This window comes from Micromonospora sp. R77, from assembly GCF_022747945.1.
Lineage (GTDB): Bacteria > Actinomycetota > Actinomycetes > Mycobacteriales > Micromonosporaceae > Micromonospora.
Map to the genome: position 1 here is coordinate 2809912 of NZ_JALDST010000001.1, position 23202 is coordinate 2833113.

Annotated in this window: 22 protein-coding genes; 19 read left to right on the top strand and 3 right to left on the bottom strand. The window is 68.0% G+C overall.

The window, feature by feature from the left end; all coding sequences use genetic code 11:
* Window positions 1-264 precede the first annotated feature (264 nt).
* From MRQ36_RS12980 to MRQ36_RS13005, 6 genes are all read left to right on the top strand, one after another.
* Window positions 265-624, top strand: coding sequence for a hypothetical protein (locus MRQ36_RS12980; protein WP_242795401.1), 360 nt, complete (start codon window positions 265-267; stop codon window positions 622-624).
* Window positions 625-845: 221 nt separating this feature from the next.
* The gene (locus tag MRQ36_RS12985; protein ID WP_242795403.1) at window positions 846-1532 is read left to right on the top strand and encodes an ABC transporter ATP-binding protein; all 687 of its coding nucleotides are present in this window, start codon (window positions 846-848) and stop codon (window positions 1530-1532) included.
* Window positions 1529-3739: a hypothetical protein gene (locus MRQ36_RS12990; protein WP_242795404.1), complete on the top strand. Its 2211-nt coding sequence runs from the start codon at window positions 1529-1531 to the stop codon at window positions 3737-3739. Before MRQ36_RS12985 ends, MRQ36_RS12990 begins: the two co-directional genes overlap by 4 nt.
* A gap of 933 nt (window positions 3740-4672) precedes the next feature.
* A complete protein-coding gene (locus MRQ36_RS12995; protein ID WP_374250086.1) occupies window positions 4673-5428 on the top strand; it encodes a DUF2637 domain-containing protein in 756 nt (251 codons plus the stop codon).
* Between the two features lie 441 nt (window positions 5429-5869).
* The gene (locus tag MRQ36_RS13000) at window positions 5870-6808 is read left to right on the top strand and encodes a replication-relaxation family protein (protein ID WP_242795408.1); all 939 of its coding nucleotides are present in this window, start codon (window positions 5870-5872) and stop codon (window positions 6806-6808) included.
* Between the two features lie 611 nt (window positions 6809-7419).
* Window positions 7420-7563, top strand: a complete 144-nt coding sequence (locus MRQ36_RS13005; protein WP_242795410.1) for a hypothetical protein — start codon at window positions 7420-7422, stop codon at window positions 7561-7563.
* A gap of 168 nt (window positions 7564-7731) precedes the next feature.
* Here the strand turns inward: MRQ36_RS13005 and MRQ36_RS13010 are convergent, their stop codons facing one another.
* Both MRQ36_RS13010 and MRQ36_RS13015 read right to left on the bottom strand, forming a co-directional pair.
* Window positions 7732-8364, bottom strand: a complete 633-nt coding sequence (locus MRQ36_RS13010) for a 2'-5' RNA ligase family protein (RefSeq protein ID WP_242795412.1) — start codon at window positions 8362-8364, stop codon at window positions 7732-7734.
* A 14-nt stretch (window positions 8365-8378) separates the two neighbouring features.
* Window positions 8379-9848: a helix-turn-helix domain-containing protein gene (locus tag MRQ36_RS13015; protein ID WP_242795414.1), complete on the bottom strand. Its 1470-nt coding sequence runs from the start codon at window positions 9846-9848 to the stop codon at window positions 8379-8381.
* Window positions 9849-10223: 375 nt separating this feature from the next.
* Between MRQ36_RS13015 and MRQ36_RS13020 the strand changes: the two genes are divergently transcribed.
* From MRQ36_RS13020 to MRQ36_RS13080, 13 genes are all read left to right on the top strand, one after another.
* Window positions 10224-11630: an APC family permease gene (locus MRQ36_RS13020; RefSeq protein WP_242795417.1), complete on the top strand. Its 1407-nt coding sequence runs from the start codon at window positions 10224-10226 to the stop codon at window positions 11628-11630.
* Between the two features lie 5 nt (window positions 11631-11635).
* A complete protein-coding gene (locus tag MRQ36_RS13025; RefSeq protein WP_278187496.1) occupies window positions 11636-12640 on the top strand; it encodes an acetamidase/formamidase family protein in 1005 nt (334 codons plus the stop codon).
* Window positions 12641-12649: 9 nt separating this feature from the next.
* Entirely contained in the window at window positions 12650-13330 is a 681-nt protein-coding gene (locus MRQ36_RS13030) for a GPP34 family phosphoprotein (protein WP_242795421.1), read from the top strand.
* An 84-nt stretch (window positions 13331-13414) separates the two neighbouring features.
* Window positions 13415-14008: a GNAT family N-acetyltransferase gene (locus tag MRQ36_RS13035; RefSeq protein WP_242795423.1), complete on the top strand. Its 594-nt coding sequence runs from the start codon at window positions 13415-13417 to the stop codon at window positions 14006-14008.
* Window positions 14009-14036: 28 nt separating this feature from the next.
* A complete protein-coding gene (locus tag MRQ36_RS13040; protein ID WP_242795425.1) occupies window positions 14037-15164 on the top strand; it encodes a hypothetical protein in 1128 nt (375 codons plus the stop codon).
* Between the two features lie 90 nt (window positions 15165-15254).
* Entirely contained in the window at window positions 15255-16133 is an 879-nt protein-coding gene (locus tag MRQ36_RS13045; RefSeq protein WP_278188192.1) for a hypothetical protein, read from the top strand.
* A gap of 178 nt (window positions 16134-16311) precedes the next feature.
* Window positions 16312-16752, top strand: a complete 441-nt coding sequence (locus MRQ36_RS13050) for a DUF4254 domain-containing protein (protein WP_242795429.1) — start codon at window positions 16312-16314, stop codon at window positions 16750-16752.
* Window positions 16749-18656: a hypothetical protein gene (locus MRQ36_RS13055; protein WP_242795431.1), complete on the top strand. Its 1908-nt coding sequence runs from the start codon at window positions 16749-16751 to the stop codon at window positions 18654-18656. Before MRQ36_RS13050 ends, MRQ36_RS13055 begins: the two co-directional genes overlap by 4 nt.
* Complete coding sequence (locus MRQ36_RS13060) at window positions 18653-19207, top strand: phosphoribosyltransferase (RefSeq protein ID WP_242795433.1); 555 nt, start codon at window positions 18653-18655, stop codon at window positions 19205-19207. The genes MRQ36_RS13055 and MRQ36_RS13060 overlap by 4 nt, the downstream gene beginning before the upstream one ends.
* The gene (locus MRQ36_RS33895) at window positions 19204-20280 is read left to right on the top strand and encodes a glycosyltransferase family 9 protein (RefSeq protein ID WP_242795436.1); all 1077 of its coding nucleotides are present in this window, start codon (window positions 19204-19206) and stop codon (window positions 20278-20280) included. Before MRQ36_RS13060 ends, MRQ36_RS33895 begins: the two co-directional genes overlap by 4 nt.
* A complete protein-coding gene (locus MRQ36_RS13070; RefSeq protein ID WP_242795438.1) occupies window positions 20277-21440 on the top strand; it encodes a hypothetical protein in 1164 nt (387 codons plus the stop codon). The genes MRQ36_RS33895 and MRQ36_RS13070 overlap by 4 nt, the downstream gene beginning before the upstream one ends.
* Entirely contained in the window at window positions 21437-22183 is a 747-nt protein-coding gene (locus tag MRQ36_RS13075) for an SDR family NAD(P)-dependent oxidoreductase (protein ID WP_242795440.1), read from the top strand. Before MRQ36_RS13070 ends, MRQ36_RS13075 begins: the two co-directional genes overlap by 4 nt.
* Window positions 22180-22767, top strand: a complete 588-nt coding sequence (locus tag MRQ36_RS13080; protein ID WP_242795442.1) for a histidine phosphatase family protein — start codon at window positions 22180-22182, stop codon at window positions 22765-22767. Before MRQ36_RS13075 ends, MRQ36_RS13080 begins: the two co-directional genes overlap by 4 nt.
* On the opposite strand, the gene MRQ36_RS13085 is transcribed toward MRQ36_RS13080, so the two are convergent.
* Window positions 22750-23196 (bottom strand): NUDIX domain-containing protein, encoded by a 447-nt coding sequence (locus MRQ36_RS13085; RefSeq protein ID WP_242795444.1) that lies wholly within the window; start codon window positions 23194-23196, stop codon window positions 22750-22752. The genes MRQ36_RS13080 and MRQ36_RS13085 overlap by 18 nt on opposite strands.
* Between the last annotated feature and the right edge of the window lie 6 nt (window positions 23197-23202).

Sequence of the window (23202 nt, forward strand, 5' to 3'; positions counted from 1 at the left end):
ACACATCGAAGGTCTTGCCTTTCAGTGGTGGTCCGAGTGCGTTCGGTGAGACGCGGGGGTGTCCTGATCGATTCAAGGCCTTGAGGTCGCCTCTTGTGTTTCGCGACTCCCAGGAACGAGACCTGCTCAATCTGAGCGGAGGAGTGCGATCGAGGGCAGTCGAAGCGCTAACTCCTTGCCTTCTTGGTCGTTCGCGGGTGCGTCGCGATCACCGCAACCAGTCCGGGGACGAAGCCGTTCTCGGACCAGCGACAGGGAGGTCGGATGAAGAAGAAGTTGCTCGCCGTTGCGGGTGGGTTCCTGCTGTCGGTCGGAGCGTGGGCGGTACCGGCGCTTGCCGGTGATATCGGCATTCAGTCTGGTGTCTGCAACAGCAATGGGTCCGCATGCAGCTACGACTACTCGAACTGGGGCGGCGTCCAGATCAGCGACCAGGCATGTGACAGTGCCGGGGTGTATTCGAACTACTACCGCGACACAGGCGGCCAGCAGACGCTCAACAACTACAACGGTTGCCAGCATGACGTGCAGTCCGGAGTGGACAGTAGCAACCGGGTCAGCAGTCACCGGGCCTGCACGAACTACACCGGCCCCGACTGGTGCTCCAGCTACGTGAGTCGGTGAGCGTGCCGTGGTCGCACGGCGGCGACGGCCTCCGTGCGGCCACGAATCGCGCGGTCAGATTGCGCTTTATCCTGCGCAGGCAGGCGGCGAGCCACCTTGCCCTTCCCTGGCAGGCGCGGTGTACTTGAGCCGATAGACTGCGCGATTCGTGTGTGTGGCCGCGCGAGTGGGTCCGTGCCGCGGAAGACCTCGCGCCATCACCTAGACCGATGGGTGTAAGAGTGCCAGTTAACACCGACGAGTCTGCGCTAGTCGTTAACGACCTCGCCTACGAGGTCGATGATCGAGTTCTCCTGAACGAGGTCAACCTCGACGTTCCGGCCGGCTGTTCCGTCGCCATCATGGGTCCTAGCGGCAGCGGCAAGACCACCCTGCTCATGTGTCTGGCGGGCCTCCTGCCTCCCGCCGAGGGCACGGTGCTCGTCGGCGGCCAGGACATGACGCGAGCGTCCACCCGGCAGCGCGCGCGAATCAGACTGCGCGACATCGGAGTCGTCTATCAGTTCGGTGAACTGATTCCCGAGATATCGCCGAAAGAGAATGTTGCTCTTCCGGCGTTGTTGGCTGGCACTCCGACTGGGCAGGCATACGCGAGGGCGATGCACCTGCTCGAGCAGATGCGGATCGCTGAGCTAGCGGAGGCCAAAACGGTCACGTTGTCCGGAGGGGAGCGGCAACGGGTCGCGATTGCCAGGGCATTGATCAACGAACCGCTTCTTGTTCTCGCTGACGAGCCCACGGGAGCATTGGACAGTGACACCGCGCGCGAGGTTACTGACCTGCTTTTCGCTCTGCCCGAGCAGCAACGCTGCGCCCTAGTCGTGGTGACGCACAACCATGGGGTCGCTCGCGCGGCGGACCTGTGCGTCCAGCTCGAGGCTGGCTACCTGAGCGGGGTCGACGCGTGAGGGCCGGGGTGGCGACATCAGCCATCATGCTGCGCCTCGGCGGGAGGCTCTCCATCCGGCCGCACGTCGGCGCGACCGCGCACCGCATCGCACTCGTCGTGGCCAGTGCCGTGGCGTTTCTGACCGTATGGGTCTTCATCGGCGCGCACCTGGTCGCGACCGAGCGCGGCGCGCGTGTAGCCAGTCGTGAACCGATTTTCACGACAAGCGCAGGCGGCAGCTACGGGTTCTGGGTCGCCCGTGCCGACTTCGTCGACGATAAGCAGATCACCATCATCTACATCGACCCAGGCCGGTCAACTCTGCCTGCCCCGCCTGGCTTGGATGGCTGGCCGAGGCCCGGCGAGGCGTACCTTTCCCCCGCGCTGCGCAGCGATATGCCTGTCCGGGACGGCACCTGCGTCTACGGGAGGCTCGCCGGCATCATCAAGCCGGCAGGGCTGTCCGACCCGAACGAGAAGATCGCCTATATCCGCCCTCGAGATTCCACGGTGTTTGCCCGGTACGATGGTCCCGCTCGGATCAGCGGCTTCGGCCGCGTCCCCACGGACGACTATCCCGCGTACTCGACCGACAGAGCTGGGCGCACGATCGGCGAGTTCTACTGGCTCACGATCATGGTGCTGGCGGTACCCACGATTCTACTGCTACTCATCGCCGCCCGCTCGAACGCCGAGCTGCGAGATCGTCGGCTCGCAATGCTCGACGCGCTGGGAGCACCCACAAGCAGCAGGATCTTCTTGATCATCGGTGAGGCGGTAGGAGCGGCGGCGGTCGGTACTCTGCTGGGCGCCATCACGGTTGCCCTCGCCATGTGGCACGGAGTCCGCATTCCTATCATCGACTACAGCGTCCGCGGGTCTGACCTGGCCACCGGCCTCATCCTCCTTCCCTTCACAGCCTTGGGGTTCACCGGCTTCGTCGCGCTGTTTTGTCTCGCCGCGCAAATACGTTCCCGGAAGGTGGCAGGAACCCGACCGAACATCATCCACAGCCGGCTGCAGGGGTGGCCGAGTCTGGTCTTCCTAGTCGCGTTCGCGATCCTGATTTGGATTTCCACCACCGCGTATCAGGGTGGTGGCGTTCCCTTCTTCTCGCGCCGCACTCAAGGCTTCCTGCTGACCCTCGTGATCGTTATCGCCGCGCTGCCTGCCACGATTGCTTCCATCACGAGCCCGCTCGGCCGAGCCGTCGGTTACATCGGCGCCAGACGAGGATGGCCCTCCGCCCTGATCGGTGGACGCTGGATCGCCGAGCGGCCTACCGCCTTGGCCCGCATGTGTGCCGCTACCGTCGTCGGACTCGCCCTGCTGACGCTGTCCCAAGCGCTGGTCAGCCAAGCCGCGAACGCTAACCAGCCACAGACCAACGAGACCCGTGCGGATCGGGTCATCTCCATCCGAACCACCGCAAGCACCGAGCAAGAAGTCAGCCGCTTCCGTGAGGCGATCGGAAGCGGCCACACCCTCACCGTCTATCAAACACCGCATGAAGAACCCGTCATCGTCGCTGCGTGTCCGGCGCTCGCCGCGCTCGGCCGTCTCGGCGCCTGCGTGGACAGCAGCCTGACAGAGGTGGAGCTACAGCAACTGAGCCCGCTGGGCACCGAGGTCCTCGACCGCGGGGCCTCGATCCTCATCGACAGACCAGCCAGACTGCTCACGCAACCATCAACCGGAGCGTCGATCGTCGGCCTTGTCATCCTCAACGACCAAGGATCCAACGGTGTTCAAGCGGCAAAAGCCCAAGCCTTCCGCGACCTTGCCTTTCCCGGAATCTCCACCATCGGCCAGTATGGCGTCGGCGGGGACACCGAGCTCGCATTGGTCTACACCTGGCTATGGGCGTTCCTGCTGCCCGGCATGGCAATCCTTCTCATCGCCTCCTTGGTCAGCGCCATTGACACCTTCCTCTTGCAAGCACGCACCTTGGGCTTCCTCGGAAGCCTGACCCAGAAGACATCTCTGTACTTCTCGATCGCTCTCTGGAGCATCCTGCTGCCCCTCACCGCCGCCGCCCTAGGAGGCGCCGGCGTCGCCGCGATCCTCGGCAACCTCTTCGTCAAGCTCCGGGCGACCGGGCACGTGCACCTTTCGTCCATCGCCTTCGGTGTCCTTGCGATCTCGATCTTCGCGGTGGCCCTGACTTGGGCTTGCGCCGTCATCGGACTCAGATCGGCGCGGCGCTGGTCCCCGTCCTCGGACTGACGCTCCTAGCCTCTATGGGTGGTTGGGGCGCGACCGCCGGGCGCGCGAGATCCGCGTGTTGAGATCGGCATTTCGAGCTTCGGGCGGCCTCGAAGGTTTTTCTGCCGGATGACCGGACGGGATTGGACTCAGGAATAGCGGAGCGGTGTGGGTAGCACTGCACCGGGCTGGTGGCAAGACCCGGTTACCTAATCGTTATAAAGGAGAGGTTGACTCCATCGGCTTCCCGGGGCGTAATGGAGTGACGTTCCCGCAGCGCCGGTTGGCGCGGTCGGCCACGCACGCAGCGGGCAGGCACCCCCGGACGGGGTGCCTGCCGTTGTTCGTGCCGACGACGCGCGGGGCGTTGAGAGTAGGGAGGCACCACATGAAGGATCGCCCGTCGGCGAGTTGAGCCGCCGCACCACCTGAGCGCTTCATGGCGCTGGCGGTGGTGAGTTCCGATCTGTGGCTCGGCTTGGCCGTCTGCCCTATGTCCGCGCGTCGAAACGCAGCCCTGTTATGCGGGTTGTGTCGATGCCTGCTGCCCTGGTGCCTGCCCGTGCGCGGGGTGAGGCGTGTTCGTTGACTTGACCATAGCGTCTTCTTTGCCGTCCCCTGCCCAAGCGACGGATACGCCCGGCCAGGCGTCACCCGGCAGGGTCGCGCCTGCCCGGAAGCTGATCCCGAGCCGGGCAGGCTCGACCTGGGGCCGATCGTTCCATGCCCGCACCCGCAACCTGATCGAGGAGCAGAACATGATGGCGCACCACACCAACCTGTCCGAGACGCCGGCTGCCGTCGCAGACCGCCGTCACACGACAACGCCGTCCGCAGCCGTGCACGCGCCGCCTGGACCGAGGCGGTGGGCCGTTGGCGACACCTGACCAACGAAGCCCCCGCTCACCGACCGAGGCGGGGACGAGGCGGCAGCGGTGGGAGGACCGCGTCCAGGTGGCGATCATGCTGTTGATCGGCGGCGCGGCTGGCGCGGCGTCGTTCACCCACGTGCACGATGTCGCCGCCGCGCACGGCCAGCCGGGCTGGCTGGCCTGGGCCAATGCGATCGTCCTCGAGCTGATGTCGATCGCCGCCGGTCTGGAGCTGCGCCGCAAGCGGTGCCTTGGTAACCCCGTCGCTTTTCCTGCAGCAGTGCTCGTGGTGGCGGTACTGCTGTCGCTGGCCGCCCAGGTGGTCGAGGCGGAGGCGTCGGTGATCGGCTGGATCGCCGCCGCCCTACCAGCCCTCGGATTTCTGGCGATGGTGAAGATTGCCCTCGGCCGCGCCGACTCCACCTCGCCCAAGCAGACCGCCCCGCCCAGTCAGACGGAGCCCGGACCGCCGCCCGCTGTCGACGCGTCAGTCCCGCATACCGCCACTGCGGTCCCCGTCACCGCCACTGCGGTCCCGGACCGCAGGACTGCGGTCCCCGTCGTTGCGGACCAAACCCCGGCGGTCCCGGACCGCCGGGACACCGAGATGACGACAGACGAGGACGGTCCGGAGGTCGCCGCGCTGGTCCCGGCCGCCCGGACCGCCGCCCACACCCTCACCACCGAAGGGACACCGCTGTCCCGCAAGGCCCTCGCCCACCAGCTACGCGCGGACGGGCACCAGCTGTCCAACGCCACCGCCTCCGCGCTCGTGCGCGTTCTCCGCGCCGAGACCACCCTGCCCGAATCGGATCTGTCACCGCAGGAGGCTGCGTGACAGAGCTTCGAACAGCGGCTTCTGTCAGATCGAGCCGCCGCTGTCAGACCCGCATTCACGTCTGCCAGAAGACTCGGCAGCTGACACCACCTGACCAGACCTGTCAGCGCGTTCCCGCCGGCCGCCGGCGGGCAGACACGCACCACACACCCACCCACATCCTCGCCCCTGGAGCAGCAACGATGATGACCCCAATCGACGACCTCCACCGGCACCGCCGACCGGACTCACACAGACTTGCACGGCGCCGTCGCTCGGCACCCGTTGTGCCCGGCGGTTCAGCAGTCAGTGCCGCTCTCCGTTCTACTGTCCGTCTTGATCCTGACCCCCAACCTGACCCCTCACGGCCGCTCACAGCCCAGGTCAGACCCGCTGTCAGGAGTCTGGGATTGCTCCAGACAGACCCTCCAGTCTCGGGTCTCCCCCCAGGGGCTTCTGCTCATGGGTAAACACCTACCGACTGCGGATCCGCTGCTTCGCCTGCAGGCCAGCATCACCGCCCGCGACGACCGGCTGCTGGGCTGGCTCTACGACCACGGCGTGCTCACCACCGACCAGATCGCCGCCGCCCTGTTCCCGTCCCTGGACTTCACCCAACGCCGCCTACGCCGCCTCACCGCCCTGCGGGCGGTCGACCGGTTCCGACCCAACAAAGCCGACGGAGGCTCCCACCCCTACCACTACGTCCTGGACCAACTCGGCTACGACCACGTTCACGTCCAACGCGGACTCCCACGAGGCCGCCGGGACCAGGCCCGCCGCCGCAAACAATCGCTGACCTCCCGGCCGGACCTGCCGCACTTGCTCGGCGGCAACCAGGTCTTCATCGACCTCGCCGCCCACACTCGCACCCACCCCGACACCGAGCTGGTCCGCTGGCAGCCCGCATCCGCCTACCACGAACCGGGCACTCTCTACCGCGAAGGCGGCGACCCGCAGATCATCATCGCGGGAGCGACCGGCTTCCCTCGCCCGGACGGCGCCGGGGTGTGGACCGAGGGCGGACGGTCCGTGCCGTTCTTCCTCGAGTACGACACCGGTGGGGAAAACCTGCAGGTCCTCATCGACAAGGTCATCAAGTACGAGCGGCTTTACAAGATGAGCACCTGGGCATGGCCGGTGCTGTTCCATCTCCCCTCCGCACGAAGGGAGGCGAACCTGCACCACCGCCTCGCCGCCGTCCCCGACCTGACAACGGTCATCGTCACCACCACCGCCGAACTACGCACCGCACTCGCCGCCAGCCCCGCCCACCAGATCTGGCAGCTACCCGGCCGCAGGGGCCGGCACTGCCTCATCGACCTGCCCTACACCGACGCGCACCACGATGAGGAATACCGCAGCCGAGACCGGCCCGCCCCAGATGAGCGGGTGGCCTGATGAAGTCTGGCGGGACATGGCGTGTACGGCGGCCCTGAACGCCCACACCCCGCCGGACCTACCCGCACGCCAACCAGTCGAGGCGGTAGCCGTTGTTCGCGTGCGGGCGCGAGGGCGACGAGAGCGGACCGCCCGCGTCGAACAACTGTCAGAGTCTGTCAGCAGCGCAGTTCGGCGACGGACCCGCGTCCGTCCGAGTACTCACACCGACGGCACGCCGCTGTGAGTCGCTGTGAGTCGCTGTGAGTGACGAACCCTGCACTTCCGCGGCCACCGGAGGTACCGTCCGCGGCCCTCCACGCGCTGCTCGCCGCACCCGAAGTCGCCCGACCGGCAACCGCGTCGATCCGCCGCCCGGCTCCGGCTGGCGGAATCCGGCGATCGATCCTGCGAACTGCCTGCCAACCGAGAGAGGAGATGCCCATGGCCCTACACCTCACCCCCATGCCACGAGCCGTCCTGGGAGGGACATGGCCACACGCCGTGACCGGCAATCACGTGCGAACACACCACACCCGTCGTCGCCGACCGCGCCCACGTGGACAACCGGCGGCGAGGCCCCGACCGCACGCCCCGACGCGGATGCTCCGCTCCTGCCGGGGACGCTATCGATGGCCCACTACCTGACCGACTCGGCCACCGAGACCGAGATCCAAGCTTTGGCCGCTGAAGCCGGCCTCCCGACCGTTGACCAAGCCGCCACCCTCGCCCGCCTGCTCCGCCTGCACCACCCCGCTCCGCCCCGCGCCGCGTGACCTGCGCCCGCTCCCCATCGGAGCGGGCGCAGGCTCCTTCACGGATCGCCAACCGAGTGAGCAGCCATCGCAGGCCGCGATCCCTGCCGCCCGCGACGAGGTGCATAGCCAGCAGGTGTGGGTTCGACGATCACCACAAGGGGTGGCATGACGGACGTAGAAAATGCTTCAGGAACCGAGTTCTACCGTGGCGTACGGTTCCCACACGTACATGCCCTCGTCCCGGTTGAGGACAATGAGCTGACACGAGGTGATCAGCGCGTCGGCGCTGATCTTCGGGGCGGCGGAGAGGGCCTCGATGAGCGGCGCTGCGGGACCGTCGGTGTTGGTGTAGGCCAGGCTGAGGTGAGGGTTGTAGGGCTCGGCGGCCTCGGGTACGCGGTCCTGCCCCCAGACGTCGGCGATGGCGGCACGAATGGCGGCGCGTAGTTGCCGCACGGGCTCGATTGGGTCGACAGCGATCTGGATGGACTCGGGATCGACGTGGGGGGTGCCGATGGTGAGTTTGAAGGGTGACAGGCGCGAGCACCGGTCAGTGGCGGCAGCCACGATGGCGTCGACGTCGTCGGTGGCGACATCTTGGACGAAGCCGATGCCCTGCATGGTGAGGTGAAGCCATCGGTTCGGAATGACGTCGAGGCTGGGCTGCGAAGATAGTAGGGACCGGTACTGGTCAGCGAGCTTCTCGACTTCGGGTTGCCCGTTGAAGGTGATGTGCCAGGTGTAGAAGCGGGAGCCGATTCCCCAACCCGGTCGCCAGTACCAGTGGTTACGGATATTGGTGGCGTGCGGGACTGCCATGGGTTCTCCAGGTTTCATGGAAGTTGCCGGGCGGCGCCGGTGGCGCAGAACTCGGTGATGGCTGCTTGGACACTGCGGGCCTCGATGCTCGCGCGCAGTGACGGGTTGCCGGCGATGTTGCGCCCGACGCCCCGTAGGCGGTGCACCAGCGGGTCGAGCCGCTGCTCGGGTGGTAGAGCCAGCACCGGCGACAGGACCGAGACCGCGCCGTCGATGCTGCCGGCTTTGAGATGTGCTGCGGCGGCCCAGATGCGGATTTGGGCGAGCGTGCCGTACGCGACCGAGGGGTCTGCGGCGGCTTCGGTCAGTGCGTGCTCGGCGTGTTCGATGGCGTTGGCGGCCTCGCCGATGCGGAGCAGTACTGATCCAGCGTAGTTGTGTTGGCGCACCGTGCCGCAGGCGAGTAGGCCACCCACCGGGTCGCGGCTGGCATGTTGGCGGGCCTCTTCGGCGCGTTGCAGTGCTGCCCGGGCCGGCTCGACGGCGCCGATCTCCGCCCACGCGTCCGCTTCCTGGCACGCCAGCATGACTGCCGCGCTGCCCTCGGCGGCATGGCCGTAGCCGCGCACGGCGGCGTTGGCCGCGTCTTCGAACCGCCGCTCCCACAGGTGCGTCTTGCTGATCGTGGAGAGGACCCAGGCGCGGAGGGTGTTGTCGCCGACGGTCTCGGCGCACATCCAGGCGGTGCGTGCCTGGGATTCAGCCGCGGCTGGGTGTCCGAGATCGCCGGCCATCCAGGCAAGCAGCGTGCAGAGGTAGCCCGCCCAGGTGTAGAGCTCCCGAGACTGATCAGGGTTCTGACGCCCAGTCTGCAGAAGGCGGAATACGCGGTCGGCCAAGAGCCCGGCCCGCGCGTAGACGACGACGGGCGGCTCGGTCAGGTAGTCGACGGCGATCCTGCGGGTGGTGGCGGCGACATCGTCGAGGGTGAAGGGCCCGACGTTGGAGGCTTGCGCCCATGCGCCGAAGCTCGCCGTGCGTTCTGCCATCGCTATCACCAGTTCCGTCTCGTCCTGCAGCGCGCCGAGGTCCCACCGCAGAGGCTCAGCCATCGCGCCAGGCGGTGCTGAAGATGCGACCGATGGTGCAGGCATCGGGGCGGCGCTCCTGCCGCTCAGCACCACTCGGTCTGCTTCCGGCATAGCGGTCAGGTCGTCGAGGTCGACCAGACTGCTCGGTTCGGTGCCGAAGACCTGCGCCAGTGCGTTCAAGGCGGCCAAGGTGGGCCGACGACCGCCGAAGGGCCACCGCTCGTAGTCGCTGATCCGCGCCCCGGTGAACGTCGCCGAACCGTTTCCTTTGGCGTTCAATTTTTCGGCTACCGAGTCCTGGGTCCAACCATGGGCCTGGCGGAAGGCATCCCGGGGGCGTAGCCCGAAGCGGCGCTGCAGCTCGGCGGCGATGGCTGTGGGTGTCGCTCCGAAATCGGCCAGTGTCTGGCGTACGTGATCACGCTGCGCCTTGGTGCCCGTCGTCCTTGCCATCGCGGTCACCTCCTACGTGCGGCCTCCTGTCGCACGGTAGCGCCCCTCTCATCGGAATCGGTACGGGGCGCGGCGAGGCCACCGGCCCGGGGGTGGGGAGCTAGCCGCTAATTGATCAAATTTTGTGCAGGTCGCGAGCGTGCGCGGGTGGGGGAAAATCTCACCACCTCTGGGGATCCATTGACGTGGATGCGCTTGGCAAGCTTGCTGAGCCGGATCACCGTCGGTCCGGATGTAGCCACCACCAGTGATGAATGGAGTGGCTGCCATAGCACCGTCAACTGCGGATGCCCGTCGCCGTCGGGTCGTTGATGACCACCCGGCAGGCGTCTCTCCGCGCCCTGCTCGTGCTTCTCATCCTCGTGAGGATTACCGATGACAACCTCGAACGACTTGGCCCGCTACGGCTATCGGCAGGAACTCAGCCGCCAGCTGCGGTTTCGGGACCTGTTGGCGTACGGCTTGGTGTACATGGTGCCGATCGCGCCGATGGCGATCTTCGGCAGCGTCTATGCGGGCTCCGGTGGCATGGTGGCCCTCGCCTACGTCATCGGTGTGGTGGCGCTGGTGTTCACCGCGTTCTCGTACGCGCAGATGGTGAAGGCGTTCCCGATGTCGGGCAGTGTCTACAACTACGCGGGTCGGGGGATCAGCCCGCCGGTCGGGTTTCTCGCCGGCTGGGTGATCCTTCTCGACTACGTGCTCGTGCCTGGTCTGTTGTATCTGGTGGCGTCGGTGGCGATGCACTCTACGGTGCCGGCGGTGCCGGTGTGGCTGTGGTTGCTCGGGTTCGTCGCGGTCAACACGGTCGTCAACTCGGTGGGCATCCGCATGACGGCGGTGGTCACTCGGGTGATGCTCGTCGGTGAGTTGATCGTCTTGGCGTTGTTCCTGGTCGTCGCCGGTTGGGCGCTCGCGACGGGTAGGGGCCGGTTCAGTTGGGACGCGTTCTACAACGCCGACACCTTCACCTGGTCCCTGGTGGCGGGGGCGGTGTCGATCGCGGTGCTGTCGTTCCTGGGCTTCGACGGCATCTCCATGTTGGCGGAGGAGACCCGTGACGGCGCCCGGCAGATCGGCCGGGCGATGGCGGCTGTGCTCGTCCTGGCGGGGGTGTTGTTCATCGCGCAGACGTGGCTGGCGGCGATGCTCGTGTCCAACCCCGACGGGCTGCTGGCCGAGGGTGATGTGAACGGCACTGCCTTCTACGACGCCGCCGCGGTGGCCGGCGGGGGCTGGTTGGCGACGGTGTGCGCGGTGGCGACGGCGATCGCGTGGGGTTTGCCGAACTCGATGGTCGCGCAGGTCGCCACGTCGCGGCTGCTGTACGCGATGGCCCGTGATCGGCAGCTCCCGGCGTTCCTGGCGAAGGTGTCGGTGCGCCGCAGCGTGCCGATCAACGCGACCCTGCTCACCGGTGTCGTGTCCCTCGCCCTGGGCTTGTACATGGCCACCCGCTCCGACGGGATCACGCTGTTGTCGTCGCTGATCAACTTCGGGGCGATGGTGGCGTTCCTGGTCCTGCACGTCTCCGTGGTCGTGCACTACCTGATCCGCCGTCGCAGCGGCGACTGGTTCGCGCACCTGCTCATGCCCGCAGTCGGGTTCGTGATCCTCGCCTACGTGGTGGTGAACGCCAACATCGCCGCCCAGCGCCTCGGTCTGGCCTGGCTGGCCCTCGGCGTGGTCGTCCTCGCCTGCCTGTATCTGACTGGCCGCCGGCCGGTGCTGTCCGGCCTGGCCCCCACCCAGGCCGCCGGGCGTGACATGGAGCGGGTGTGATCGCGATGAGCCCTTTCACCTACCGACCCGCCCGCGACGAGTTGGCCTACACCTTCGGTGGACGCCTGCCCGTGGCGCACGTCCGCTCCGGCGACGTGATCACCGTGCACACCGAGGATTGCTTCGGCGGCCTCGTACGGGGACCTGCGGACCTGCCGTCGCAGGTCTGCCAGATGCCGTATCTGAACCCGGTGTCGGGGCCGTTCTTCGTCGAGGACGCCGAGCCCGGCGACACCCTCGCCGTGCACCTCCTGTCGATCGAACCGGCCCACGACTGGGGCGTATCGGCGACGTTCCCGTACTTCGGGGCACTCACGTCGACCTCGCACACGGCCACCCTGCAGCCGCCGCTGGAGGAGCGGGTGTGGGTGTACGGCGTCGACCGGCAGGCGGGTGTTGTCCGGTATCGGGCCACCGCGAGTGATCACCTGGTCGAGCTGCCGCTGGATCCGATGATCGGCACGATCGGCGTCGCCCCAGGTGGCATGGAGTCCCGGTCCACGATCGTCCCCGACTACTACGGCGGGAACCTCGACACACCGGAACTGCGCGCCGGGACCACCCTGTATCTCGGGGTGAACGTGCACGGAGCGATGCTCGCCCTCGGCGACGGACACGCCCGCCAGGGCCACGGCGAAGCGTGCGGGGTTGGCGTGGAGATCGCCACCGTCACCACACTCGCGATCGAGGTGATCAAGGGTGCCGGCACCGCCTGGCCGCGCCTGGAAACCGACACCGAGATCATGTCGGTCGGCTGCGCCCGCCCGCTGGAGGACGCCTACCGCATGGCTCATCAGGACCTCACCGCCTGGACCGTCGACCTGTGCGGCCTGCAGACCCTGGACGCCTATCAGCTCATCTCGCAGGCCGGGCGGGCACCCATCGGCAACGTCTGCGACCCCAACTACACCGTCCTGGCCGCCATCGACAAAGCGCTGCTTCCGCAGCCGCAGCCCGCCTACCGCGACGCGCACGCCCGGCTGCGGGACATTGCCGCAGTTCAGGAATAGGGGCGTGGGATGACCGCGTCGATACCCCAGCTGTCGCTGCGCGACGAGCTGTTCCTGCTCGGGCACCACGACGACACCGGCCAGCCGCACGTGCACCGCCAAGCCTTGGCCCTCGGCATGGCCGGCGCAGTGCTGATCGACCTGTTCCTAGCTGGACTGGTCACCCTCGGCTCCTACGACGACCACCCGGCCTCCGACCGGTGGCTACGCCTGAACTCCGACCAGCCGGTCGGTGACCTGATCGCCGACACCGCCCTCGCCGCGATCCACCACTCCCGGACCACCCCGACCGTGAAGGCGTTCCTGCGTAGCTTCGCCGACGACCTGTACGAACGCACCCGCGCCGGACTCGTCGCCGCCGGCATCCTGCGCCACACCGCCCGCCGCCGCCTCGGCGGCCTGGTCCGCGCCGACGCCTACCTCGCCACCGACACCAAATGGGCCGTCGTCGCCCGCGCCCGCCTGCGCTACCTCGCCGCCGGCCGCGAACAACCGGACAACCACACCGCCGCCCTCGCCGGACTCGTCGCCGTCCTCGGCCTCGCCGACCACCTCTACCTCGACGACGACACCACCACCCTCACCGCCCACCTGAAAACCATCGCCGCCCAACACCACCGCCCCGTCCGGGAGATCACCGCCGCGGTCGACGCCGCGGTCGGTGACCTCGCCACCGCCGCCTACCGATAGACCGCCGAGGGGGACGACAACACCGTGGACTCAAGTGTTCGTATCCGCGCCGCCCGCTGGACAGACAGACAGGCCGTCGCCGCGTTGATCGCCGACGCCCTGCACCCCAGCCCGTTCGCCGGCTGGCTGGTGCCGGACGCGGCCCAGCGCCGCCGGGTGATGACCGAGGTCGTCGCGGTGTGGGTGGAGCACGCGATGTTCTTCGGCGACGTGCACCTCACCGACGACCTCACCGCCACCATCGTCGGCTTCCACCGCTACCGGCCGATCCCGCCACCGGCCAACTACCCGACCCGCCTCATGGAGGCCACCGGGTCACACGCTGAGCGCTTCACTGCCCTTGAGGGCCTGATCGCCCAGCAGCAGCCCACCGAACCGCACTACCACTTGGCGCTCCTCGCGGTATCCCCAACCCGGCAGAAGACCGGCTACGGCAGCGCCCTGCTCAGCCATCACCGCGCCCGTCTCGATCGCATCGACCTGCCCTCCTGGACCACCGTCCCCGCCGAAATGGAGCACCTGCTCGCCCGCTACGGGTACACGCACCGCCCGCTCCTCACCCTGCCAAACGGACCAAGCCTGCGACCCATGCGCCGCAACCCCCACCACGCCAGCAGCCCCATGCCGATCAACCCCGCCCGCCCAGCCAGCAATCACTGGCATGACCAGCACGCCTAACCCAGCCACCCCCTCTCACGGACAGGTCATGGCCTTCCCCCGCAGATACCCACCCGACCTCGTGGACGCCGTCGTCCAGCGGGTCGCCGACGCCCGCACCGTCAAGGCCTACGGCGCCGTCACCACCGTCGCCCGGCAGCTGGACCTCGATCCCCGCACCGTGCAGAAATGGGTCACCAAGATCACCGCTCCCCAGGCGCAGCAGGCAGACCGACGGGCGAATGGCACCGGACCGTGGGAGTTCTCCTTGCACCCCGGGCTGCTGCACTGCAAGTTCTGCCGCCAACCAGCGACTCGATCCGAGACAACCGATGCGCCCCCGGCGTACCTCTGCGGAAACGACTGCTGGCCCAGACCACTCGATGCCATCGCCATCGCCGATCATGTCGGTCGAGCGATCCTGCGACACGCGCCACGAATCGTCCCCTCCCACGCAGGGACACCGACGCCTCCACACCTGGCCGCCCTCCACGCTCACCGCGTCCTGACCCGCGTCACCGTCGGCGCCACCGCCCGCGATATGACCCTCACCTGGCGGGCGGCACCCCTGGCCAACCCAGACCGCTGGGAGACCGAACGCGCGCAGCGGGTCGCCGCCGCCCGCGACCTGACCATCGGCGATCCGCTACGCGCCCGGCAGCTCCTACACGAAAGCCTCACCGGCATCGACCCTGCCACCGCCCCACCCCACCCGGTGCACACCGAAGCCGCCACCCTCCTGGCCGCACTGCACCTGCGGCTCGGCGACCTCGACGCCGCCACCGCCTGGGCCGGATACGCCCACCACAGCGCCGACCACCTCTACGGCCCCACGCACCGGCGCAGCCTGCACGCCCTGCACCTGTTCGCCGCAGCCCACCGCCGCGCCGGTCACCACCAACGCGCATACCACCTCTACCGGCAGCTCGGCGAGCACCACGCAAGCAGCGACAGCCCTCGCGGCCACCGCACCCTCGCCGTTCACGCCACCACAGCCCTCGTCCTGCACGACCTCGGCCACTGCCAAGCCGCCCAGGACCTCCTCGCCGACACCATCGCCACGCAGCGCCGTGAGCACCCCGGAAACCCCACCACCGCCCGCATGACCCACCACCTCGCCCGCATCCGACAGGACTGCGCCACCAACAGTCACCACCACGAGGACGGTCAGCGATGAGCGTCCCCCCGTGACCGCCCTCATCGCCACAACGCCAGCACTGCCGTCGCCACCGACCGCTCAGTGCCAGGAAGGAACCCCGACACCGTGATGGCCACCCCGACTGCCCCCGCCCGCCGCCTGGCCGTCAGCCTCCTCGGCAGCGTCCTCCTCACCGGCTGCCACACCACCACCCCAGCCCACCAGAAACCTCCGCCGACGGCGCCCGCCGTAACCGACAGCCGGGCCATCGCCACGCAGCCGGCCGCTACCGAGCCGGGTCTCACCCCGTCACAGCGGCTGACCGCCCTCGCCGACACCGTCACCGCCACGCCCGGCGACACCACCACCGCTCTGCCATACACCTACCTGCACACCCAGTCCTGGACCCGCGCCACCAACGCCGTCACCCGCACCGAACTGCGCCAATGGCGCCGCCACACCGACGGCTCGGGCCAAGAGAAAACTCGCCGCCTCCCCGACCTGCCGGGACTCAACCACCAACCCGAACGCCGCGAGCCGGCCCAGTTCACGCAGGCGCCTGAGACAACGACTCAGCACCTCTCAGGCGACCTGCACCCATATCTGCCAGAACCGCTGCCCAACGACGCGCACACCCTCGCCGACATGCTCGCCCCCCGAGAACTGGCCAACGAACCCGCCTACCCGCGGCTGCTCGCCAACGGCGTCGTCGCACTCGTGAGCACCCAGTACCTCAACCAAGCCCAACGGGCCACAAGCCTGCGCGTCCTCGCGGCCATCCCCGGCATCACCTACCGCGGACAGAGCACCGACATCCTCGGCCGCACCGGCCTGACCTTCACCATCACCGCCGACGGATCCACCTCTCAGCTACTGATCAACCCGCACAGCGGCGAGATCCTCGCCGCGCACGAGCGGCTGAGCAGGCGCCGGCCGGGCCTGTTCTCCGCCGTCCTCATCCTCGAACGCGGCCACACCACTCACACCGGCACCACCCTCCGCCCCTGACAGGCCAAGCACCGGCCGCCGCCCTACCAAGGACCAAGGAGGCTCACCCATGCCCCTCCGCTCCGTCGGTGACCCACCACTCGCCCCCGACCCGCAGCGTTGTCCACCGCTGCCCAGCTCAGACCTAATCACCAGTACGTTCGGCGGCCGTCGGCGAGTTCTGCCAGAGGTGTGGGCGGTGCCCCTTCACGCGGCGTCCCGGCTCGCCTCGCACCACCGCGAACAATGGGCGGCGGAGACGATCTCCCGCGACTCGGCTGCTGACGACCACGTGGTGGCTGCTGCCAAGAGATCGATCGATCGTCTCAACGCCACTCGCGTCGCTCTGGTTGGGGAGATCGACTCCTGGGTCGAGCATGTGATCAGGCCGCCGGGCGGGGCACCGTTGCACACCGAGACGATCGGCTCCGTGATTGACCGCCTGGCCATCGCATGGGTTCGGTGGAGGCAATTCTCGGAGACCGCCCAGCTGGACCCGAGCGACGTCGATCCTTCACTGGCGCTCCAGCAGTTCACCGAGCTCACCGAAGCCTTCGACACCCTTGTGCTCGACATCCATGAAGGTCGCCGCCGCATTCCTCACTGGCGCACGCTCAAGAGCTATCGGGAGCCGCGATGAGGACTGCCGTCACCCTCAACGGCGCCGACAACGTAGGCAAGACCACGAACGCCCGCTGGCTGGCGTCGGCGATGCCGGATATCGAGTTCACCGGGACAGTCGATCGGTGGGACCGGCGATGGGCCGAGGTGTCGCGACAGGACTTCAGTCAGTGGTGGTTCGTCGACAGCACCACCGACGAACACATCGACCTCGTTTTCAGCTCCCACGCCGCACGGTGTGCCGCTGGCGGCCCCTTGGCTTTGGAGGACCGCGGTTGGCCGATGCTTGTGGCGACCTGCGCGGCGACAGCGGCGGTCAAGGACGGCACCTCCACCGTCGAGGCGCTCGCGCAAGTCGAGGCCAGAGCACGCCGCTATGCCCCCGCGCCGCGCCGTGAGCTACACCTGCTGCTGCGCCACAGCGACCAGCCGGCGGCCGAGGCGCACCACGCCATGGCGCGTGAACCCGTGCCGACCACCGAGCGCTACGCCGAGTATCAGCGTCGACTGGCCGAGGCGATCGACCTTCAAGTCGGCAGCGGGGAGTACCAGGCCATCGTGGTACGCGGGCACCGCCCACTCCTCGATGTGCAGCGCGAAATCCGCCAAATCCTGACGCAACTCGACGTGCCCGTCGTTCCGCTGCCGCCAGACCGGATCCAGCACCTATGGGTGCTCGCTGGCATGTCCGAGAGTGGCAAGAGCACGGCCGGCGAGTTGCTCCGCACGGAGCACACAGCCACCAGGCTGAAGATCGGCTACCTCATGCAGCTTGCCGCCGATCGGCTCGGTGCGGCAGATCCGTATCGCGAATGGGACGAGCTGACCCAGGCGCAGATGCTCACAGAGGAGATCCTGCGGTTCGCCGCGCTGAACCCGGGCTCGCACCGGATCAGCCTAGAAAGCGCGCACCGCTTCGACGCCACGGCACATCTCCGCAGGATCTGGGGTGAGCGCTGCGAGATTGTGTTCCTCCGCCTCCCGGCCAGGCTTCGCGCGCAGCGCGCCACCGAGGCCATGCAGTCGCTCTCCGCCCGCGACGCGATCAAGCGAAGCCGGGGCGGAGACCGCATCGCGTCAATCGCCGACACGGTCATCGACAACGGCCACAGCCTCGCCGCGCTGAAGAGGGCGGTCACGGAAGTTGTTCACCCCAGGTCCGGGGCAAGGGTTCCACCGCACGCGGACACGGCCATCCCCGATGCCCTGCAACCGGTACTCGCCGACTGCGTCGCCAAACTGACCGATTCTGAGACTGCGCTCGTCGCCGCCACCGGGAGCCTCGCCCATCAGGGCTGGCAACCGGGATGGAGCGACATCGACCTCCTTGTCGTACGCGACACGCTGCCGCTGCACTGGCTCCGGAACAGGCGTGTACCCCGGAGCGGACCGGCGGGGGAGAAGATCGCACTGTCGTCGTTCACCACCCGGGAGATGCTCGCCGGGTTGGTCCCACCCCGGGTACTGCACGCGGTGCGGCAGATAGCCCGCGATGGCTGCGGCCTGCTCTACCGCCGAAGCGACCTCGTACTCAACGCCTTCGACGCACCAGCCGACGACCGCGCCTCACGCAGCGAGCTGCCGCTCGTGGCGATGGTGCTGCGGCGACTCGCCGCGAACCCCGAGCCTGATGTCCGCGCGGTCTACAAGCACGTCGTGCTGATCATGAAGATCATCCTGCGTGCCGACGGGGTGGACCTCGACGCTAGCGAGGAGGTCCGTCTCGCCTTCACCACCAGCCATCCGGACGCCGACATCGACCTCCCACCGGTCGCCGAGATCAGTGGCAACCGGTGGCGACAGGACGAAACCCTCTCCCATCGGGTCCGCGGAGCCGCCGCCAAAATCCTCGCCTACCACGACACGCTCGGCTGCTCGGCCGCATTCAAGACGTCCCAAATGGAAGGATCAGATCTTCAATGACCACAGCCTTTGACGAGGTCTTGCACGCCGATCGGGTGACCCGGCTCGGGGTGGGAGACACCGCTCGTCCGATCCGCGTCGTCCACGGCCTTGATGGCATCCGCACCGACGTGGCCGCGGAACAGGTCCTGGCGACGGGACGCAGCTTGTGGAAGCGATGGTGCGAGCACCCGGCGTATCGGCCGCACGATCTTCTCCTGGGCCTGGACGCCGGCGGCATCGTGCCGACAATCGCGGTGGCCTGGGCCAGTGGTAGCCAGTATCGGCTCGCCTGGAAGGTCAACCTCGACCTACCCGGGAAGCTCGTGTTCCACGAGCCGCATGCCCGGCGTCTTGAGGTCTTCGCCTACGGCGACTTCGAAGGACTGCGCGTCCTCATCGTGGACGACGAGATCACCACTGGACTCACTCTGGCCAATCTCGTCGAGGCGCTTCGCGCGGCCGGCGCCGACATCACCGGCGCGCTCTGCCTCGTCGAAGACACCGCTGGCGAGGGCCGACAGCTACTCGAACGCAATGGGGTCCCGCTGTGCGTACTGACAACGCTGTGACCCTCACCGAGGAACCGGTGTGCCACCGTGGCGGACGGTACGTCGTCCGACGTGAACAGGCGCCGCTCGGCCGGCTCCTGCCGTATCGCCGGGCCAACGGAGAAACCCCACCCCGGCGGGCACGCCTCGACGCGGTTCGGGAAATCGGGTGGCGCGTCGACTTCGGCTCTCGCGGACTCGGCGACCTGCTACTCGGCCTCGCCATGGCACAGGCGCTTCACGACGCCACACACGACCAATTCGGCGCCCTGGAGTACGTCGGCAGCCGGGCGGACCTGATCGCCCGGTGCACCCTTCCAGTCACGGTCACTGGCGGCGACGGGCACCAACTGGGCACGCTCGGCAGCGAAGACACCTTGCAGTTCAACGCGGTACCGGAATCGCCTCCAACACTGCTCGACCTCATCGACGCCGACATTGTCGAGGTCCATGCTGCGCTGCCGATGCGCTACTACCTCGACGTCGAGCAAGCCCTCGGAGTCAGGCTCCCCGCATCCGATGACCCGTCCCCCAGGTTCCGGTCGTCGGTCGCAGCGCCGAAGCCCCTCCACGTGATCTTCGTGGCCACGACGAGTCGCCCCGACCGCAAGGACTACGGCATCGACAAATTCGGCGCGCTCGCCGAACGCCTGTCGGCCCGCCACTCGGGCGCCTGGCGCTTCAGCCTGGTGACACCACCGGGCCACCAGCCACCGGCATCCGTCGGGCAGATCGAGGTACTTCACGGACCAACGGCGGTCGAGTGCATTGATCTGTTCGCCGCCGCCGAACTGGTCATCGGCAACGACACCGGCCTGACCCATCTCGCCGCGCTGACCATCCGAGGGGACGGCACCCAGCCGCAGGTGGTCGGCCTCTACGGACGGCACGGCTACGCCAAGTGGATCACCGGATCAGCAGGGCACCACGCGGTGGCCACCCCGTTCTCGCACCTGATGTCGGTCGCCGACGCGTGTCCCGTGCGGGACCGCTACGACGACACTCTCTGGTCCACCGCGAGCGACCTTCGCGCCATCCCCGCCAAGGTCATAGCCGACTTCGCGGGGCAGTGCGCGGGCTGGTGGACTCGATGATCCGCGTCGGCCGCTACCGCCGCTTCACCATGAACCGCACCTTCCACCTCGACATCGGCGCACACCGCCTCTTCGCCAAGCTGAACCCGAACCCCGTGGAGGCCGCGGCCGAAGTCGCCGGGTACCACCGGATCCGCAACCACTACCGGCTACCGAAGCTGCATTCCCAGCACCGCGTCGGGCACTGGACCCTCACCCTCTACGACCGCCACCGACCCGATCTTCCGGACACCGGCCTACTCCTCGACGCTCTCACGTCCACCGGCCCCGGCAGCGCGGCCAACCTCGACTGCGGGCTCGACGCAACCTTCCGGCACTACCGCCGAACCATCGACGCGACCATCTGCCGAGTCCCCGCCTCACGCACCAACAGCAAGCTCTACCGCGACCGGGCCCAGCCCGGCGGCAGGCTGGACCACTACTACCGCCACAACCCAATCGTGCTCAAACTTACCGACGCCGACGCCGACGCCGACGCCGACGCCGACGCCGACGGTCTCCGGCCCTCCGAGCTGCGGGAGACCACCCTCATGGTCAACGGACAACCCCGACGGCTCGACCTTCCTGCCCTCCTCGGGGAGCTACGCGACGCCTTCCACCCGAACGAGCAGGTCTGGGCCGCGATGACCCAGGGCGACCCCACCGACTTCAACATCGGCCTCGACACCGACAACCAGCCCGTCTGGTTCGACTACGACACCGCAGGCCTCAACGCCCTCCCCGGCGAGATCGCCTGCTTCCTCTGGTACCAGAGACTGCACGGCGCCTGGCTCGTCCCGCACTACAACACCGACGCCTACGCCGACCACAGGAAAGCACTCGCCGAAGCTGTCGAACCCACCGTACGGCTCAGAAGACTTTCCCACCGAGCCGTCGGCATCGACTACCAGCACCAACCATCGCCGGCCCGGCAGCAAGCCATCACCCGATACCTCACGACGCTCGCCCGGCCGCTCGCACTCTCCGCCGCCACGGATCTGCTCACCTGGATACGCCCGTACCTCGCCATGCGGATCCTCGCCGTCTACCCCCTACAGCTCCTGGAACCCCGCGACGCCGCTCTGTCGCTGGGCCTACTCGCCGACCTCTACGCACCCGACGCCGACCTGGAGCAGATCCTCGGACTCACCACTCATACGCCAGCGGAGCCGCCCTCATGAATCGCCCCATCGCGGTCATCACCGGAGCAGGCACCGGCATCGGAGCGGCCATCGCCGCCCGGCTGTCAGCCGCCTTCGACCTCGTCCTGACCCACCTGCACGACGACACCAACCTCGACGCGGTCGTCGAGGCCGCCCACCGCCACGGCGCACAGACCCACACCGTCACCGGCGACCTGACCGCCGCTGACACCCAGACCGCACTCCGTACCACCGTCGAGCAACACGCCACCCAACTCGCAGTCCTGATCAGCAACGCCGGCGCATACCCACGCATCCCGTGGAGCCGGACGGACCTCAACATCCTTCGCGACCAGCTCGAACTCAACCTCGTCACGCACGCCGCCGCGATCCGCGCCGCCACACCAGCCTTCGTCGCCAACGACTACGGCCGAGTCATCGTCGTCTCCTCAGTCATGACCCAGCTCGGACGCGTGGACCTCGCCGGCTACATCGCCGCGAAAAGCGGCCTGGAAGGACTCGTCCGCGCGCTCGCCCGCGAACTCGGCCCCCACAACATCACCGTCAACACCGTGCGGCCCGGCTCGATCGAGGTCCCTGCAGAGCACAGCGTCGTACCCGATCACGAGGCCATGGTCCGACGCCAGCTCGACCGACAGTGCATCAAGCGACGGGGTCAACCCTCGGACGTCGCCGCCGCCATCGCCTTCCTGGCCACCCCAGAAGCGGGATTTATCACCGGCCAAGCGATCAACGTTGACGGCGGTTGGCACCTGTCATGACGACCCTCTGGATCCGCCACGGAACCAGCCTCGACGGAATCACCATCCCCCACGCCCATGCCCGACCCGACACGCCCCTCACCGCGCGCGGCGCGGCACAGATCGCCGCCACCGCCCACGTACTTCGTGACCGCGGTGTCCGGCCCGCAATCGTGTTGACCAGCCCGCATCCGCGCGCCGCCACAAGCGCGGAGATCCTGGCTGCGCTGCTCGGCGTGCCGCTCGCCGCCCCCAACCCGCTATACGCCGAGTGGCGCGCCCCCGACTGCGTCCTCGGCAAAGGACCTGACGAGTACCCATCTGAGTACCAGACCTGGCGCACCCACCGGCTCCGCGACCCGGACTCAACCCTGGCCGGCGGCGAAAGCCTTACTGCGTTTTACGAACGGGCGATGGCCGCCGCGACGGTCCTCGGACACCCGGTCGAAGGAAACATCGCCCTGATTGTCTCGCACCGAGTGCTCATCGGCGCCGTCGCGGCGATCACCGCCGGAGCGAGCCGTCCCCAGGACGTGTTCCAAGCCGCGCGCCGATTCATGCTCGAACCCGCAGGGATCTGGCCTGCCTTAGCTGAACTCCGATAGCAACGCGTCAGTGTTCGCGAGGATGAAATCCTTCAGGGCCTCAGGCTTCAGATCGACCTCGGGAAGGCGGTCGACAGCCACCCGGTCCAGGGCATAGCCACCACGGCCCGGATCAGTGAACTCCGCGCCCGTGCGGGCGCTCTCGTCTACCCGGGTGAGCCGGCAGGATACGAAGTACTGTACGGACACTCCCTCGCCCGACAGCGAGCTGAACAAGAACACCTGGCTGAGCCGTTCTGCCTCTGCGCCCAACTCCTCCCGCAGCTCACGGCGCAGGGCCGCATCGAGCGATGCGTCCGTCGGCTCAAGGCCGCCACCGGGCGCAGTCCAGTAAGGGGCTTGGCCAGGCTTCGTCCTCTTGATCAACACGAGCTGATCGCGTTCATCCCACAGGATCGCCCGTACTGACCGACGCACGACTTCGCGCATGTAGAC

What these genes read in the sequence shown, in the direction of transcription:
- MRQ36_RS12980 (WP_242795401.1), top strand. Translation starts at nt 265, where the DNA reads ATGAAGAAGAAGTTGCTCGCCGTTGCGGGTGGGTTCCTGCTGTCGGTC.
- MRQ36_RS13000 (WP_242795408.1), top strand. Translation starts at nt 5,870, where the DNA reads ATGGGTAAACACCTACCGACTGCGGATCCGCTGCTTCGCCTGCAGGCC.
- MRQ36_RS13005 (WP_242795410.1), top strand. Translation starts at nt 7,420, where the DNA reads ATGGCCCACTACCTGACCGACTCGGCCACCGAGACCGAGATCCAAGCT.
- MRQ36_RS13010 (WP_242795412.1), bottom strand. Translation starts at nt 8,364, where the DNA reads ATGGCAGTCCCGCACGCCACCAATATCCGTAACCACTGGTACTGGCGA.
- MRQ36_RS13015 (WP_242795414.1), bottom strand. Translation starts at nt 9,848, where the DNA reads ATGGCAAGGACGACGGGCACCAAGGCGCAGCGTGATCACGTACGCCAG.
- MRQ36_RS13020 (WP_242795417.1), top strand. Translation starts at nt 10,224, where the DNA reads ATGACAACCTCGAACGACTTGGCCCGCTACGGCTATCGGCAGGAACTC.
- MRQ36_RS13025 (WP_278187496.1), top strand. Translation starts at nt 11,636, where the DNA reads ATGAGCCCTTTCACCTACCGACCCGCCCGCGACGAGTTGGCCTACACC.
- MRQ36_RS13030 (WP_242795421.1), top strand. Translation starts at nt 12,650, where the DNA reads ATGACCGCGTCGATACCCCAGCTGTCGCTGCGCGACGAGCTGTTCCTG.
- MRQ36_RS13040 (WP_242795425.1), top strand. Translation starts at nt 14,037, where the DNA reads ATGGCCTTCCCCCGCAGATACCCACCCGACCTCGTGGACGCCGTCGTC.
- MRQ36_RS13045 (WP_278188192.1), top strand. Translation starts at nt 15,255, where the DNA reads ATGGCCACCCCGACTGCCCCCGCCCGCCGCCTGGCCGTCAGCCTCCTC.
- MRQ36_RS13055 (WP_242795431.1), top strand. Translation starts at nt 16,749, where the DNA reads ATGAGGACTGCCGTCACCCTCAACGGCGCCGACAACGTAGGCAAGACC.
- MRQ36_RS13060 (WP_242795433.1), top strand. Translation starts at nt 18,653, where the DNA reads ATGACCACAGCCTTTGACGAGGTCTTGCACGCCGATCGGGTGACCCGG.
- MRQ36_RS13070 (WP_242795438.1), top strand. Translation starts at nt 20,277, where the DNA reads ATGATCCGCGTCGGCCGCTACCGCCGCTTCACCATGAACCGCACCTTC.
- MRQ36_RS13075 (WP_242795440.1), top strand. Translation starts at nt 21,437, where the DNA reads ATGAATCGCCCCATCGCGGTCATCACCGGAGCAGGCACCGGCATCGGA.
- MRQ36_RS13080 (WP_242795442.1), top strand. Translation starts at nt 22,180, where the DNA reads ATGACGACCCTCTGGATCCGCCACGGAACCAGCCTCGACGGAATCACC.
- MRQ36_RS13085 (WP_242795444.1), bottom strand. Translation starts at nt 23,196, where the DNA reads ATGCGCGAAGTCGTGCGTCGGTCAGTACGGGCGATCCTGTGGGATGAA.